Raw genomic sequence first — 15,935 nt, 5'->3', positions numbered from 1 at the left:
GTCTTGCGCCCTCATCGTGCCGCGGCCCGTGGCCGGCGGCGTCCGTCGGTCATTCGTGTTTCGCGGGCACCGAGCAGATCGTCGTGTTGAGGTACTGGTAGGCGATGCCGATGTACTGGTTGGTCTCGGGGTCGCGGATCGATCCGTTCTCGGGGTCGACGACGCCGTTCGTGTTCGGGTCGATGAGCGTGCCGTCCTCCTGTTTGATCAGGCCGGTCTTCGGATCGACGGTCGGTGAGGGCTGCGCCGACGGCGTATCGGCGGGCGTCTCGTCGCCCGTGCCGTAGCCCGTCTCGGTGGGTTCCGGCGTGGCCGTCGCGTTGCCGTTCGCGGAGTCGTCCTTGTTGTTGTCGTTCTTGCCGTCGTCCTTGGCAGCGTCGTCGTTGGTGTCGTCGCCGTACAACGGACGGTCGTCGCGCAGCCGGTCCCAGACCTCGGAGGCGTTGTCGGCCCATACGACGCGGTTGGGGTCAAAGGGGGCGGGCACGACGGGCACAGTCTGCGCGTACACGTGTGAGACGTCGAGGTGGCGCAGGCTGAACGCGAGCGCGACGAGCGCGTTCGTGTCGGCCATGCCTGAGCTGATGTTGAGCGAGCGGATCGCGGCGAGTGCGAGCTGGTAGAGTTCGCTCGTCTGCGTGAACATGTTCTTCGATATAGCCTCGGCGATCACCGATTTGATCAGGTACTGCTGGCGCGTCGTGCGCATGATGTCGCTGCCGTCGGTGCCGGTGCCGTGGCGCATGCGCGCGTAGTTCGTCGCTTGGCGTCCGTCGAGGTGGTGCATGCCCTTCCTGAGGTCCATGTCGGTGTTCGCGTCGACGGTGTCGACCGGGATGCACACGTCGACGCCGCCGATCGCGTCGATCATGTCGGCCAGACCCTTGAAGTCGACGACGATGAAGTTCGTGATGTGCATGCCGGTGAGCGCGTTGACGGCCGTCACCGTGCAGCTCGCCGCCGTCGACAGGTCGCCGCCCTCGCGCCAGGCGGTGGAGAACACCGAGTTGAACATGACGCCGTACTGGGCGGGGATGTCCTTGCCGTCGCTTGTGCGGCAGTTGGGCACGTCGACGATCGAGTCGCGCGGGATCGAGACGATGTTGATGAAGTTGCGGTCGGCGCTGATGTCGACGACCATCGTCGTGTCGGCGTTGTGCAGGCCGTCCTCGCCGTCGTGCAGGCCGCCGGACAGGTCGGCGTTGCCGTCGTCGCGCGTGTCCTGGCCGATGAGGACGAACTTGATCGGCCGTCCCTCGTTGGGGTCGAGCTTCTCCTCGTCGACGAAGACGGTCTTGACGGCGCCCTCCTGGACGGCCTGGTTGAGGTTGAGCCATGTGGAGGCCACGGCCGTGGACGCGAACACGAGCGCGGCGACGACGACGCAGGCGACGGCGACGAGCGCGCGGTGGCGGATGCGCCATGCCACGGCGCTGTGCCGCGGCCTCGCCTTGCGGGAGCTGCCCAGATACGCTTCACGTGTCTTCTTCGCGGTATGAGAGGCCAACGGTCCACCTTTCGTGCGTCGTTCCCCGTCGCGGGGTCCCCATGCGCGTGCGCGGCCCCATGCCGCCGACGTGCAATCATATGCGATTATAGGGCATGACGGTGAGAAAGCCGTGCGTGCCGCCCCTCAAGGCGCTCCAGGGGGGCGGCCAAGGGCGGATATACCCTTCTGCGTACACTGGGACGCATGACACTCTCGGGCAACAGTGAGATCCAGCGCATCATCGGCGGTGCCCTTGCATCGCGGCCGTATTCGCACAGCCAGCGGGCCGAGGCGAACGTGACGGCCGTCATCACCGTCGAGGACGACCTGCGCTATCTGCCCCGCACGTTGCGCGCCGTGCTCGCCCAGAGCGTGCTGCCGTCCACGATCGTCGTCGCCGACTGCTCGGGGCGCACCGTGCAGTCCGTGCAGACGAGCTTCGAGATCATCCCCACGAAGGAGGACGTGCTCGAGACGATGCCCGAGCCGCAGCGCATCTCGATCCAGATCGTGCGCGTCGCCCAGGCCCGCTCCTTCGCCGACGCCGTCACCAAGGTGCTGCGCAACGCGCAGGTGGACACGTCGACGAAGACGCTGTGGCTGCTGCACGACGAATCCCGCCCCGCCGACGACCACTGCCTCGAACGGCTCCTCGACGCATGGGCGAACTCGCCGACGGCCGCGTTGCTGGGGGCCAAGCAGCTCGACTGGGAGGGTCGCGCGCTGCACGGCGTCGGCTGCTACGCGGCGCGCGGACGCGTCGTCTCCCTCGTCGTCGACGGCGAACCCGACCAGGAGCAGTACGACGGACGGCGCGACGTCTTCTCCGTCTCGCTCGCCGGCGCCCTCGTGCCCGTCAACACGCTCGCCGCCGTGCACGGCGCCAACCCGTGGTTCGGTACCTTCGACGAATCCGAGGACCTCTGCCGACGCCTGTGCCTGTCCGGGCGCCGCGTCGTCGTCGTGCCCGAGGCGCGCATCGCGCACCGGCGCGCACGCTACGACGGCGTGCGTTCGCGCGACGGCGGCGCGATCGAACCCGACGCCGCCGTCGACTCGTCGATGACGCAGCTCGTCTGCGCCCAGAAATACGCGATGACCGACATGGCCGCCCCCTGGTGGCCGCTGGCGTGGATCCTGGGACTGTTCACCGCACTCGGCGACGCCGTCGCACTGCTGTTCCGCAAACGCCCCTACCGGGCGATGTGCCGCCTCGTCATGCCATGGGCCGCGCTCGCCGCCGTCCCCGGCGCGCTCGCCGCACGCCACCGCATCGCCGCCGCAAGCCACGTGCCGCGCGCCACGCTCGCGCCGCTGATCGCCGACCGCCGTCAGATCCGCCAATGGAAGGCGCGCTCGCGGGCCTTCGACGAACAGCGCGGCAACGTCATCCTCGACCCGCTCGCCGTCGTCCACCTGCGCCGCCGACGCATCCGCCGCTGGGCGTGGGCGCTCGCCGCCGCCGCGCTCGCCTTCGCCGCGACCGCCGCCATGTACTGGCCGATCCTGCGCCACGCGTTCTCCGGAGAATCGATTCTCTCGAACCAGCTGCTGCCCACCGATGCCGGATGGCGCCAGCTCGCCGCCGCGGCCACGACCCCCTGGGTCTACGGCATCGGCACCGGCATCCCCGCGCCGCCCTCGCCATGGCTGCTCGTGCTCATGGCCGCGTCCGTGTTCACCGCCGGCCACGTCGCCGCCGCGCTCGCCCTCATCTTCTTCCTGTCCGCCCCTGCAAGCGTCCTGTCGTTCTGGGCGCTCGCCGGCGTCGTCACCCGCTCCAACCCGATCCGTGTCGCCTCCGCGCTGTGCTGGTACGGCCTGTCGCTCGCCTTCGGCCTGTACTCGACGGCGAACCTGCCGATGCTCACCGTCATGACATTCCTGCCGGCCGCGCTCGCGCTGTCGTTCAAAGCCGTCGGCATGTACCGCACCGAGGATCCCGTCAACCCGCGCTCATCCGTGCAGGCCGCCGCGGCCGCCGCGCTGCTGTTCATCCCGGCCGTCGCCGCCGAACCGCAGCTGCTGCTCGCGCTCATCGTCATCTTCGTCGCGTTCCTCGTCTTCGTGCGCCGCCACCGGCTCATGCTGCTGCTCATCCCGCTGCCGGCCGCGTTCGCGCTCGCGCCGACGCTCGTCAACGCGGTGCGCTACGCCGGCGACGGCATGTGGCGCCAGCTGTTCGGCGACGTCATGATCCCGGGCGCCCCCGTCAACGGCGCGCCGGAGGCGATCGGACTGACGACGATGGTATGGCGCGCCTTCGGCCTCGAACAGGCGCCGACATGGTCGGCGGCGCTCGCCGGCGACGATCTGACGCGCACCGTGCTCGTGCTGTGCTGCATCGTATGCGCCGTCATCGCGCTGCTCACGCTGCTGCGCCCCGGTATGCTGCGCCCATGCCGCATCCTGTGGACGGTGACGCTGTGCGGCCTCATGCTCGCCGTCACCTCCGCCGTCGTCGTCATCGCCGCCACGCCGGACGGCGCCGCCGCCGGATCGGTGCTGCCGGGCGTCGCGCTCGCCGCATGCGGCATGCTTGCCTGCGTGGCGATGGCGGCCGGCCCCGGCGTCACGCCCTTCCACCGTCTCGTCACCGACCGCACGCGCCGATTCGGCGCGACGACGATCGTGCAGGGCGCCGTCACCGTGTTCCTGACGGCGATGACGGCCGTATGCCTGCTGTTCGGCGTTCAGACGGCCGAAGCCGGCGGCGTCGCCATCACCGGCGACGGCCTGCCGATGGTCGCCCAGGACTATCTGGCGCAGGACCCCGACCGGCGCGTGCTCGCGCTCGCGGCCACGAACGCCGACACCGTCGCCTACACGGCGATGCGCACCGGCCGCGGCGACCTGATCGACAGCTCCGCCGCGTGGCGCGTCAGCCGCGCCTTCGACCACGAGGGACACACCGACGACGAGCAGCTCGCCCACATCGCCGCCAGCCTGCTCGCCAACAGCGACAACGACGCGATACGCCAGCTGTCCGACCTCGGCTTCGGCGGCATCTACGTCGTCACCGACGAGGGACGCGACCTGAGCGTGCGCGCCGGCGAACAGCTCCAGGCGAACGTGACCGCTTCGCAAGGCACGCAGGAGGTCGTCGCCAACGCGCAGGGCACGTACTACCGGCTCACGCTCGATGCCACCGCGTCCCAGCGCATCGACACGACGGACCAGCGGCGCATGGAGACGAGCCCGTGGCGCACGGCATGGCTATGGTGCCTCGCCGTGCTCGTCGCGGTCTACATCATCGTCGCGATACCGCGCAGCCGCGGCGTCAGCAAGGAGGAACAGCAATGAGCGATGAACCGAACCGTCTCGACGACTTCGCGCACAGGACGCGCACCGTCGTGACGACGGTCGTGACGGGCGTCGCCGTCATCGCGCTGTTCGCCGCATTGACGATCGTGCCGCCGCGTTCCGGCGCGCACGACGCGCCCGCCGTCGCAGACGCGACGATCTCCGAACAGGCGAGCGCCAAGCAGACGCTGCGCTACTGCCCGGCCGCGATGACGATCGCCGATTCGGCCTCCTACGGCGACGAGGAGTTCCACACATCGACCGGCGACCTCGCCTCGGCGCGCCGTTACGCGGCCTTCGGCTCGGTCTTCCACGCCCAGGCCGATGCGCTCGGCGCCTCCGGATCCGCCGACGGCCTCGTCCTTGAAGGCGCGAACGGCGACGAGGACGCCGACGTCTTCATCGCCGGTCAGGACAAGGACGCCGACGCCACGCTCCTCGACACGCGGCTGCTGTCCGCCGCCGACGGCACCGGATCGACCGGGTCGGTCGCCTCATGGGCGACGACCGGCGACATCCCCGGCATCGCCGCCGCCTCCTGCGTGTCGCCCGCCCTGACCCAACGCTTCCTCGTACCGAGCACAACGACCGGCAACACGCAGCAGCTCGTCGTCGCCAACCCGTCCGACAAGCCCACGAGCGTCGACATCGCGATATGGGGGACGAAACACGGCAAGATCACGCCGGCCACGTCGTCCGTCCTCACCGTCGGCGCGAACGCGAGCGCCGACATGCTGCTCAACGCCGCCGCCCCCGACGAGCAGGGCCTGTACGTGAGCGTGACGAGCCACGACGCGCCGATCGCCGCCGTCGTGCGCTCCGTCGCGATCGACGGCCTGACGCCGCACGGCAACGACTACGTGACGCCGCTGCCCGACGCCTCCACGACGCAGACGATCATGCTGCCCGACGGCGACGCGGCCACGACGCTGAGCGCATACGCGGACAAGGACACCGCGGTCACGCTGTCATGGATGAGCGACCACGGCCTGATCGACATCGGCCGTCTCGACGCGCGCGGCGGCAAGGTCACGCTCAAGGAACTCAAGGACCGGCCCAAGGACGCCCACGCGATCCTCGCACAAAGCGACGCCGCCTGCGCCATCGCCGCCCAAAGCACCGTCGAAGGCGCCGACGGCAGACGCGACTACACCGTCATCGACGCGCACACCGCCTACGCGCAGTCCGCGCTCACGCTGCCCGACGGCGCCGCCGCGACGCTCACGGTCGCCAACGCCGGCGCCGAGGGCGCGACAATCACCTTCGCCGGCTACGACGAGCACGGCGAGGAAACCGGCACCAAGACAGTCAAAGTGGACGCCGACTCGTCGACGACGCTGAACAGCGCCGACCTCGGCAAACGCGTCGCCGCGATCCGCGTCGCCGACGCCGACCTGACGATCGTGTGGGGCGCGTTCGTGACGAACACGACGCTGCGCGACGCGAAGACCGCCGCGCTCGCCTACGTGCCGGCGACGAGCCTCGACGTGCCGCGGCACCTCGTGCACGCCTTCAACGATCCGGACATCGTACGCTGAGCGGCGTCCGTCACAGGCCGAAATCGGGGTCGATCTCGTCGGGGCGGCGCCCATAGAGCTCGGCGATCGACTCGACGATCTCGTCGCGGATCGCCAACTGCAGATCAGTGCGGTTCACCGCATGCGTCTGGATCGGCAGCCGGTAGAGCACGATGCGCGCCGGCGCGCCATGCTCGGCCGGGAACGCCTGCGAGAACAGCCGCGGCTCGCGCTCCCACGGCGCGGGCGACGACGGCGGCACATCCTCCACGGCGAACTGCAACGGCCGCACAAGCTCTGGCCACGCGGCCGACAGACGACGGATCTGCGCGACGACGAGATCGTCGAACAGCCCCGAACGCGTCCGATACCGCGGCAGACGCGTGCCGAACATCGGCGTGCGCATCCCACGGCCATGACGATTGCGATACACTTTGGCATTCCAAGGAAGCTGGGTCATGGCCTCCACTGTAGCCGACCACGCCCGCACCCACATCACGCAGGCACGGTAGGATACAAGGATGTCCAGGAACAAGACGGGGAAGTGGTGAACGATGAACGAACCCAACATCGCCCAAAGCAGCGAAGTGGACGTCGACGCGCTGTGCGCACGCATGCGCGTCGCCGCCTTCGACCTCGACGGCACGCTCGCGCGATCGAAGAAACCCATGCATGCCGACATCGCCGAGGCACTGAGCGAACTGACGACGCTCATCCCCGTCGCCATCGTCTCCGGCGGCGTCATGCCGCTCATCGAAAGCCAGGTCACCGACATGCTCACCGCCGACGCCGACCGCGCCAACCTGCACCTCATGCCCACGACCGGCACACGCTACTACCACTGGGACGGCGCCGCATGGGCCAAGATCTACGAACGCGACCTGTCACAGGCCGACCGCGAAGCCGCCATCGCCTCCCTCGAACGCCACGCACGCGAACAAGGCATCTGGACCGACGACACCTGGGGTCCGATCATCGAGGACCGCGGCAGCCAGATCACCTACTCCGCGCTCGGCCAGCAGGCGCCCGTCGACGCCAAGGAACGCTGGGACCCCGACAACGCCAAGAAGAACCGGCTCGCCGAAGCCGTCCAGCACGACCTGCCCAACCTCAAGGTGCGCTCCGGCGGCTCCACAAGCGTCGACATCTCCGCACGCGACATCGACAAAGCCTACGCCGTACGCGAACTCGCCCGCGCCACCGGCGTCGACGTCGCCTCGGTCGCCTTCATCGGCGACCGCATGGACCCCGACGGCAACGACTACCCGGCCGCCGCAGCCGGCACGATCGCCATCCGCGTCACAGGCCCCGAAGACACCCTCCGGCTCATCAACGCCATCAACACGCGCCTGCGCCACTGACAGACGACGCACGCACGACAGGACCACCACGACGACCGCGAGGGAACCGAGATGACCGCGACGGAAGCGATGACGAACGCGCTCGCGGCGGCATGGCGCCAATTGCGCGACGTCCTGCTGCCACGCGGCTGCGCCGGCTGCGCATGCCCCGACGCCGTCCTGTGCACCGAATGTGCGCAGGCCCTGCGCCGACCCGTCGCCTTCACGCTGCCGCGCAGCGCGGCCGGCCACGGCATCGCCTGCGGCACCTACCGCGGCCCCGTCCGTCACGCCATCCTCTCATGGAAGGACCACGGCGACGCCGAGGCCGACGGCCCGTTCGCCGACGCCCTCGCCGACCTCTTCGACACGGCGGGCGCACCGATCATCGCCGCACTCGATCCCATGCCAACCGGCATCGGCATCGTGCCCGCACCCTCGTCGTCGCGCTCCACACGCCGCCGCGGCCGCCGTCATCTGGACCCGCTCGCCGACGCCCTCGCCGCGCACTGCCGTAGCCGCGGACTATCCGACACGCAGGTCCTCCCGATGCTGCGGGTGCACGCCGTGCACGGCAAATCGGTGCAGACCCACGGCGCGCGCGACCGCATGCGCCGCATCCACGGCCGCATCATCGTCGACGACGCTATATGGCCAGCTTCGACGATGCCGCTCGTCCTGCTCGACGACATCGTCACGACCGGTGCGACGATCGGCGCATGCGCGGACGCGCTCGTCGACGCCGGCCACGACGTGCTCACCGCCTTCGCGCTCGCCTACACGCCGCCGAAAGACAAAGGCGACGCCGATGACGGCGCGGGCGACGGCTGCCGATGAGATGCGCGGGCTGACGGATAGGGATAGGGGAATACGGCATACGCAGATGGTGCGGCGCCCCGACGGGGCGCCGCACCATCTGCGTATGGCCGTCACGTGGTTGTGGAGGAGTGGGTTTCACTGGCCGTCGTAGGCGGCCTCGGAGTCCCTTCCCGCCGCCTGCTCCTGAAGCGTTTGCGGATCGGGCGGCGTGACCGGCAGCGTGATCTCGAAGTCGACGCCGCGCGGGTCGTCGACGACCTGGACGGCGCCACCGTGCAGTTTCGCCGCCCATCGCGCGATTGACAGGCCGAGCCCGGTGCCGCCGGATTCGGTGCCGGGGCCGGACGTGCCCTTGACGAAGCGGCGGAAGATGTCGTTGCGCACTTCCTTGGGGATGTCCGAGCCGAAGTTGACGACGTTGATAATCACCGTGTCACCGTGTTCGCCGGCATGCGCCTCGACGAGCACGGCCGTGTCGTCGCGCGAATGCTTGAGCGCGTTCGCGATGATGTTCGTCAGCAGTTGTCGCAGGCGTGCCTCGTCGCCTTCGACGACGAGGTCGTCGGGGACGCGCTGCTCGATCGTGTGCCCGTGGCCGGCGTCGGCGTATTCGAGCGGACCGACGGTTTCGTCGATGAGTTCGGCGACGTTGAGCCGTTCGATCTCAAGGCTCGAGGCGCCCGCCTCGACGCGCGACATGTCGAGCAGGAAGGAGATGAGGTCGGACAGCCGGTGCGTCTGGCTCAGGATGTTCTCCATGTTCACCGGCGTGGGTTCGACGACGCCGTCGGCCATGTTCTCGACCATCGCCTGGAGCGCCGAGACCGGCGTGCGCAGCTCATGGCTCACGTTCGCGATCATGTCGCGGCGCATCTGGTCGGCGTGTTCGAGTTCGTCGGCCATCGTGTCGAACGATTCGGCGAGCTGGCCGATCTCGTCGTTCGAGTCCTTGTTGAGGTGGATGCGCACCGAATAGTCGCCCTGCGCCATCGCCTCGGCGGCGTCGCGCATCTGCCCGAGCGGCCGAGTCAGGCCGCGGGACGTGAAGTAGGTGAACGCGAGCGTGACGACGATCGTCACCGGCATCGACAGCCATCCGTTGATGCCGGTGATCGACAGGAGCCACGCGATGACGAACGCGAGGATCGTCGCGACGACGATGAGGAGACTCAGTTCGGCGCGCAGTGATGAGAACATGCCGATGGGGCGCTGTCCCTCGGCATGCTCCCGTCCCGGCGCACCGGGACGGGAGCATTGCTTCGCCATCACTGTTCTGGCGGCTCGAAGGCGTAGCCGACGCCGTGCACGGTGCGGATCGTCGCGGCGCCGAGCTTGTGACGCAGCGCCTTGACGTGCGAGTCGACGGTGCGCGTGCCGGAGGCGTCCACCCAGTCCCAGACCTCCTCGAGCAGCTGCTCGCGCGTGAGCACCGACTTCGGTTTGCGCGCGAGCGTCGTCAGCAGGTCGAACTCGGTCGGCGTCAGGTGCACGGTCTCGCCGTCGAGCGTCACGCGGCGCGTCGCCGGGTCGATGACGAGCGAACCGAAGTCGAGGATCTTCTCATGCTCCGACTTGCTTGCGATGACCTTCGCGCGTTCGACGCGGCGCAGCAGCGCTTTGACGCGGGCGACGAGCTCGCGCATCGAGAACGGCTTGGTCATGTAGTCGTCGGCGCCGGCTCCGAGCCCGATGATGACATCGGACTCGTCGTCGCGCGCCGTGAGCATGAGCACCGGCACGGGGCGCTGCGCGACGATGTGCTTCGTCGCCTCGACGCCGTCCATGCCCGGGAGCATGACGTCCATGACGATCAGATCGGGGCGGAGCTGGGCGGCTGCTTTCACGGCGCTGATGCCGTCCGAGGCGATGCGGGCCTTCCAGCCGTCGGCGGTGAGACGTTGCGCGATGGCTGTGGCGAGCGTCGGCTCGTCCTCCACGACGAGGATCGTGTAGGAGTTCGGCATCTGTACGTGTGCGACCATAATCACCAGTCCTTGGTTGCTTCGGGTCAGTCGTTGTCCGGGACGAGGAACACGGCGCCGAGTGCCGGCACTGTGATGCGCGTCGACCATTCACGCGAATGGTACGCGCCGGCGTTCGCCTCGATGTCCGTGTTGTGGATGTCCGAGCCGCCGTACTTCTTGTCGTCGGTCGTCAGGACCTCCTTCCAGCGGCCGCCGAGCGGCAGCGCGACCTGATAGTCGGCCCATGCGGTGCCCGAGAAGTTGACGACGACGACCATGCGTTCGCCGTGGGCGCCGATGCGTTCGAAGCTCAGCGTGTTGTGGTCGGCGTCGTCGCTTGTCAGCCACTGGAAGCCGTCGGGCGTGAAGTCCTGGCTCCACAGCGCCGGCGATTCCTTGTACAGCTTGTTGAGGTCGGCGACGAGCGCCTGCACGCCGCGGTGGTCCGGCCAGTTGAGGCAGTCCCAGTCGAGCTGGCTGTTGTAGTCCCATTCGCCGTACTGCGCGAGCTCGTTGCCCATGAAGGTCAGGTTCTTGCCCGGATGTGCCCACTGGTAGGCGAACAGCGAACGGACGCCGGCGTAGCGCTGCCAGTCGTCGCCCGGCATCTTGCCGAACAGCGAGCCCTTGCCGTAGACGACCTCGTCGTGGCTGATCGGCAGCACGTAGTGCTCCGAATACGCGTAGACCATCGAGAACGTGATCTCGTTGTGGTGCCACTTGCGGTTGATCGGCTGCTCATGCAGATACTCGAGCGTGTCGTGCATCCAGCCCATGTTCCACTTGAGGCCGTAGCCCAGGCCTCCCTGGTCGGTCGGCGCGGTGACGCCCGGATACGCGGTCGACTCCTCGGCGATCATCATGATGCCCGGGTTGTTCTTGTACGCGGTGGCGTTCGCCTCCTTGATGAAGTCGATTGCCTCGAGGTTCTCGCGGCCGCCGAACTTGTTCGGATGCCACTGGCCGGGCTCGCGGCTGTAGTCGAGGTAGAGCATCGAGGAGACGGCGTCGACGCGCAGGCCGTCCATATGGTATTCGTCGAGCCAGAAGCACGCGTCGGCGACGAGGAAGTTGCGCACCTCGCGACGGCCGAAGTTGAAGATGTAGGTGCCCCAGTCGGGATGCTCGCCGCGCGTCGGATCGGGATCCTCGTACAGCGGCGTGCCGTCGAAGCGGCCCAGCGCGAACGCGTCCTTCGGGAAATGCGCGGGGACCCAGTCCATGATGACGCCGATGCCTGCCTCATGCAGACGCTCGACGAGGTACTTGAAGTCGTCCGGGCCGCCCAGGCGCGAATCCACGCCGTAGTAGCCGGTGACCTGATAGCCCCACGAGCCCGCGAACGGGTACTCCTCGAGCGGCATGAACTCCACATGCGTGAACCCAAGCTTCTGGACGTAGGGGACGAGCTTGTCGGCGAGCTCGCGGTAGTCGTGCACGTCCTTGCGCCAGCTGTTGGCGTGCACCTCGTAGATGCTGACCGGGCCCTGATGCGGATCGGACTCGGCGCGGCGCTTCATCCAGTCGCCGTCCTGCCATTCGTGCGTGGACTCGACGACGATCGAACCGGTGCGCGGTGGCACCTCGTGCGAGCGCTCCATCGGGTCGGCCTTCATCTCCCAGTTGTTGTAGGCGTTGAGGATGTGGAACTTGTAGATCTCGCCGGCCTCGACGCCCGGGACGAAGAGCTCCCAGACGCCCGAGGAGCCGAGCTCGCGCATCGCGTGGCACGTGCCGTCCCAGGCGTTGAAGTCGCCGACGACCTGCACGGCGTGCGCGTTCGGCGCCCAGACGGTGAACGACGTGCCGACGACGCGCTCGCCCTTCGTGCCGTCGTTGCCGCCGAGCGGGTCGTCGTAGCGGCGCACGTGGGCGCCCATGACCTCCCACAGGCGTTCGTGGCGGCCCTCGCCGAACAGGTAGAGGTCCATGTCGCCGATCGTCGGCAGATAGCGGTAGGGGTCGTTCTCGACGACGGTCGTGCCGTCGGCGCGCACGGTGCGGATGCGGTAGTCGGGCACGCCGTAGCCGTCCTTCGTCCTGACGGCCGGCACGAGCGTGACGAAGACGCCATTGTGCTCCGGCTTCATCGGGTATTCGCCGTCGGCGGTGACAATCGTGACGGACTGCACGCCCGGGCGCAGCACGCGGATCGTGCAGGTGTCGGGGAACTCGGCGGGGCCCTGATGGGCTCCAAGGATCTCGTGGGGGTTGTAGAACGCGCCCTTGCTGACCTCGTCCAGTTGATCGTCATTGACGGGGACGATGGCTTTCTCGTTGAATGTGAAGTTTGTCATGTATCCGAGAATACGCATGTTTTCCCGACGGCACGAGCGGATTCACGGTTTTCGCCATCTTTTTTTCCAATCTTCCACCAAGTCCACGCAAAATGGCATGATTGTTGGCGTTTCTGATTTTTCTCACGGAGGATTCATGGGCTACAAGGTCGGCGATATGGTCGTGTACCCGCGCCACGGCGCGGCGAAGATCGAGGCCATTACCGAACGGACTGTTAAAGGCGTGACACGTGAGTATCTCAAGCTTTCGGTGCTTTCCTCCGATGACCTTGAGATCTTCGTGCCCGTCGACAACGTGAAGAAGGTCGGCGTGCGCGACATCGTGGACGGCGACGAGGTGGCGAAGGTGTTCGAGATCCTGCGCACCCCGATCATCGAGAAGGAGATGAACTGGTCGCGCCGGTACAAGCTCAACGTCGAGAAGATATCGACCGGCGATGTCAACAAGATCGCCGAGGTTGTGCGCGACCTGGCGCAGCGTGACGTCGACGAGCACGGCCTGTCCGCCGGCGAGAAGCGCATGCTGACGAAGGCCCGCAGCATCCTGACCTCGGAGATCGCATTGTCGGAGAAGATCGAGGAGGAGGAAGCGCAGCGCCTGCTCGACGTCAACCTCGGCTACAGCGAGCCGCAGCCCGGCGACGACGGCCACCACACGCAGGCCCCCGACGAGCCGGCGTCCGAGACTCTCGCGCGCCTCGAGGCCGAGAACAAGAAGACGAAGAAGAAGTGAGCGCCGCACCGCGCACCGGACTGGGCTTCGACGCGCACCGCTTCGTCGCCGACGGCGTCGACCGTCCGCTGTTCCTTGCGACGCTGCGCTGGGATGGCGCCGGCGTCGACGGCGACTCGGACGGCGACGTGGCGGTGCATGCGCTCATCGACGCGCTGCTCGCCGCGTCCGGACTGGGCGACATCGGCACGTTGTTCGGCGTGGGCCCCGCATCGCGGGGAGCCGGCATGGCCGGCGCCGCGATGCTCGCTGAGACGGTGCGGCACCTGCGCGACAACGACGCCCTCCCTGGCAGCGCATCCATCGCCGTCATCGGCAACCGGCCGAAGATCGGACCGCGCCGTCATGAGGCCGAGCAGGCGATGTCGGCGATCTGCGGATGCCCGGTTGCGCTGACGGCGACGACGACGGACGGCATGGGATTCACCGGCAGGGGCGAGGGCATCGCCGCGATCGCGACGGCGCTCGTGCAGGTCGACGACGCGCACTGAGCGGGGCGCAATCTTGGACGTCCGCGCGCATTGGCGCAACACTCATAACGAACATCACGAAGAAGCGGCCCGTTCCTCCATGTCACGCATGGAGGAACGGGCCGCTTCTTCGTGATGTTCGTGTCCGTGGCCTGACGATGCGCGCCGGGGGCGTCGGGACGCTCAGCCGTGGCGGCGCAGCGCCTCGACGCCCTTCGCGACACCCCAGAACAGCGTCGACAGCGTCACGATGACGAAGCTCGGGGGAGCGGGGAACATCGCCGCAAGCACGAGGCCGCCCCAGATCGAGACGAGGCACAGCAGCGTCGAGACGACGATCGCGCGCAGCGGCGTCGTCGTCACGGTCGTGGCGGTCGCCGCCGGGGTGACGACGAGCGCGAAGATCAGCAGCGTGCCGACGGCCGGTACGGCGATCGTGATGACGCCGGCGAGGATTGCCATGAACAGCGCGTTCATGGCGCCGATCGGCACGCCTTTGGCCTGGGCGACCTGCTCGTCGAGCGAGCTGAACAGCAGCGGACGGTAGACGATCGCCATCGCGACGAGCAGCACGGCGTCGAAGATCGCGAAGCCGACGATCTGGTCGCTGGTGATCGTCAGGATCGAACCGAAGAGGATCGATTGCAGTTGCTGGGACGCCGAACTCGACATGCGCGCGAAGAACAGGCCCAGACCGGTGGCGAAGGCGAGGACGGTGCCGGTGGCGATCTCGCGTTCCGAGGCGCGTTTGCCGAGCGCGGCGATGACGAGCGCGCCGGCGAGCGCGAAGCCGCCGAGACCGACGGCGACCGGCAGGCCGAGCAGCACGGCGCCGGTCGCGCCCGGCAGGCCGATGTGCGCGATCGCGTGCGCGGCGAAGGTCGAATGCCGCGCGATCGTGAAATAGCCGACGACGCCGGCGGCCAGCGCGATGCACAGGCCGGCGAGGAAGGCGTTGACCATGAACGGCGCCGTCAGCGTCGTCGTCCATGCAGGGTCGAAGGTGAAGGTCGTCATTGCGTCGCTCCTTGCTGCGTCGGGTCCGTCTGCGCGTGCCCGTGGCGGTGGAAGCGCGCCACCTCGGCGGCATCATGCATGTCGCAGCCGCCGGGTTCGGACAGGTTCGGCGTGACGAACATGTCGCCCTGCGGCGTCGTCACGACCTGCACCTTCGTGCCGTACAGATGGGTGAGCAGCCGCGAGTCGAGCACGTCGTTGAGCCGCGCGTAGTGCGGGTGGCCGTCGAGCAGATAGACGGCGCCGGTGAGGATCGGCAGTAGCATGTTGAGGTCGTGGGCGACGATTTGGATCGACATGCCGAGCTCGGTGTTGAGACGGGAGAGGATACGCACCGTCGTGCGCTGGCTCGCCAGATCGAGGTTGGCGAGCGGCTCGTCAAGCATGAGCAGCTCGGGATCGCTCACGAGCGCCTGCGCGATCGCGACGCGCTGGCGCAGGCCTCCCGACAGCTCCGACAGGCGCAGACGCGCCTTGTCGGCGATGCCGATGAACTCCATTGCCTCGCGCGCCTTCGCACGCTGGCGGCGCGTCACCGGATGGAAACCGAAGCGCGTGCCGGTCAGCCCCAGCAGCACCGACTGCTCGGCGGTGAGACTCGAATCGATGTCGTTCGTGTAGCTCTGCGGCACGTAGCCGATGCGCGCGTTGCGCTCGCCCGGCGCCGCACCGAGCACCTTCATCGTGCCGTGGGACAGCGGTATCAGGCCGAGCTCGGCCTTCATCAGCGTCGTCTTGCCGGCGCCGTTGGTGCCGACGATCGCCGTGACGGTGCCGCGCGGGATCGTGAAGGTGCCATGGCTCCAGATTGTGACGCCGCCGCGTTTGACGGCGATGTCACGACATTCGACGCTCGGACCCTCCTTTTCCGCCTCGTCGGGGTGTTGCATTATGGCTCCTTTCCGCTGATGTGACGCGTTGGGACGCGAACAGTATCGCAATCGCTATTGACAATGATTCTCAATAACGATTGCCTGGGCGCCGCA

At 68.1% G+C, this 15,935-nt stretch carries 12 protein-coding genes and 1 pseudogene; 6 read left to right on the top strand and 7 right to left on the bottom strand.

Annotation, left to right across the window (positions count from 1 at the left end; translation table 11 throughout):
* Positions 1-49 precede the first annotated feature (49 nt).
* On the bottom strand, positions 50-1,507 hold the full coding sequence (locus G606_RS09985) for an LCP family protein (protein WP_442852242.1): 1,458 nt from the start codon (positions 1,505-1,507) through the stop codon (positions 50-52).
* A gap of 186 nt (positions 1,508-1,693) precedes the next feature.
* Between G606_RS09985 and G606_RS0104890 the strand changes: the two genes are divergently transcribed.
* The gene (locus tag G606_RS0104890) at positions 1,694-4,792 is read left to right on the top strand and encodes a glycosyltransferase family 2 protein (RefSeq protein WP_026645008.1); all 3,099 of its coding nucleotides are present in this window, start codon (positions 1,694-1,696) and stop codon (positions 4,790-4,792) included.
* Complete coding sequence (locus tag G606_RS11180; RefSeq protein ID WP_026645007.1) at positions 4,789-6,330, top strand: DUF5719 family protein; 1,542 nt, start codon at positions 4,789-4,791, stop codon at positions 6,328-6,330. The genes G606_RS0104890 and G606_RS11180 overlap by 4 nt, the downstream gene beginning before the upstream one ends.
* A gap of 10 nt (positions 6,331-6,340) precedes the next feature.
* Here G606_RS11180 and G606_RS0104880 read toward each other — a convergent pair whose 3' ends face one another.
* On the bottom strand, positions 6,341-6,769 hold the full coding sequence (locus tag G606_RS0104880; RefSeq protein WP_026645006.1) for a metallopeptidase family protein: 429 nt from the start codon (positions 6,767-6,769) through the stop codon (positions 6,341-6,343).
* Positions 6,770-6,863: 94 nt separating this feature from the next.
* Between G606_RS0104880 and G606_RS0104875 the strand changes: the two genes are divergently transcribed.
* A complete protein-coding gene (locus G606_RS0104875) occupies positions 6,864-7,670 on the top strand; it encodes an HAD-IIB family hydrolase (protein ID WP_034523736.1) in 807 nt (268 codons plus the stop codon).
* Positions 7,671-7,721: 51 nt separating this feature from the next.
* On the top strand, positions 7,722-8,486 hold the full coding sequence (locus tag G606_RS0104870) for a ComF family protein (protein WP_155802783.1): 765 nt from the start codon (positions 7,722-7,724) through the stop codon (positions 8,484-8,486).
* A 117-nt stretch (positions 8,487-8,603) separates the two neighbouring features.
* Here the strand turns inward: G606_RS0104870 and G606_RS09980 are convergent, their stop codons facing one another.
* The 3 genes from G606_RS09980 to glgB form a co-directional block, all read right to left on the bottom strand.
* A complete protein-coding gene (locus G606_RS09980; RefSeq protein ID WP_231371420.1) occupies positions 8,604-9,665 on the bottom strand; it encodes a sensor histidine kinase in 1,062 nt (353 codons plus the stop codon).
* 68 nt (positions 9,666-9,733) lie between these two features.
* Complete coding sequence (locus G606_RS0104855; protein ID WP_026645003.1) at positions 9,734-10,450, bottom strand: response regulator transcription factor; 717 nt, start codon at positions 10,448-10,450, stop codon at positions 9,734-9,736.
* 26 nt (positions 10,451-10,476) lie between these two features.
* Complete coding sequence (gene glgB / locus G606_RS0104850) at positions 10,477-12,729, bottom strand: 1,4-alpha-glucan branching protein GlgB (RefSeq protein WP_026645002.1); 2,253 nt, start codon at positions 12,727-12,729, stop codon at positions 10,477-10,479.
* A 136-nt stretch (positions 12,730-12,865) separates the two neighbouring features.
* On the opposite strand from glgB, the gene G606_RS0104845 reads away from it, so the two are divergent.
* Both G606_RS0104845 and G606_RS0104840 read left to right on the top strand, forming a co-directional pair.
* Positions 12,866-13,462 (top strand): CarD family transcriptional regulator, encoded by a 597-nt coding sequence (locus tag G606_RS0104845; protein ID WP_026645001.1) that lies wholly within the window; start codon positions 12,866-12,868, stop codon positions 13,460-13,462.
* Positions 13,459-13,953, top strand: coding sequence for a 2-C-methyl-D-erythritol 2,4-cyclodiphosphate synthase (locus tag G606_RS0104840; protein ID WP_026645000.1), 495 nt, complete (start codon positions 13,459-13,461; stop codon positions 13,951-13,953). The genes G606_RS0104845 and G606_RS0104840 overlap by 4 nt, the downstream gene beginning before the upstream one ends.
* Positions 13,954-14,115: 162 nt before the next feature.
* Here G606_RS0104840 and G606_RS0104835 read toward each other — a convergent pair whose 3' ends face one another.
* Both G606_RS0104835 and G606_RS11525 read right to left on the bottom strand, forming a co-directional pair.
* On the bottom strand, positions 14,116-14,949 hold the full coding sequence (locus tag G606_RS0104835; protein ID WP_026644999.1) for a metal ABC transporter permease: 834 nt from the start codon (positions 14,947-14,949) through the stop codon (positions 14,116-14,118).
* A 356-nt stretch (positions 14,950-15,305) separates the two neighbouring features.
* Positions 15,306-15,839 (bottom strand): annotated as a pseudogene (locus tag G606_RS11525) (ATP-binding cassette domain-containing protein); the annotation flags it as partial.
* Positions 15,840-15,935: the final 96 nt, after the last annotated feature.

This window comes from Bifidobacterium sp. AGR2158 (assembly GCF_000424225.1).
Lineage (GTDB): Bacteria > Actinomycetota > Actinomycetes > Actinomycetales > Bifidobacteriaceae > Bifidobacterium > Bifidobacterium anseris.
Note: the sequence above shows the minus strand (reverse complement) of the source record. Positions and strands in the feature narration are given on the sequence as shown.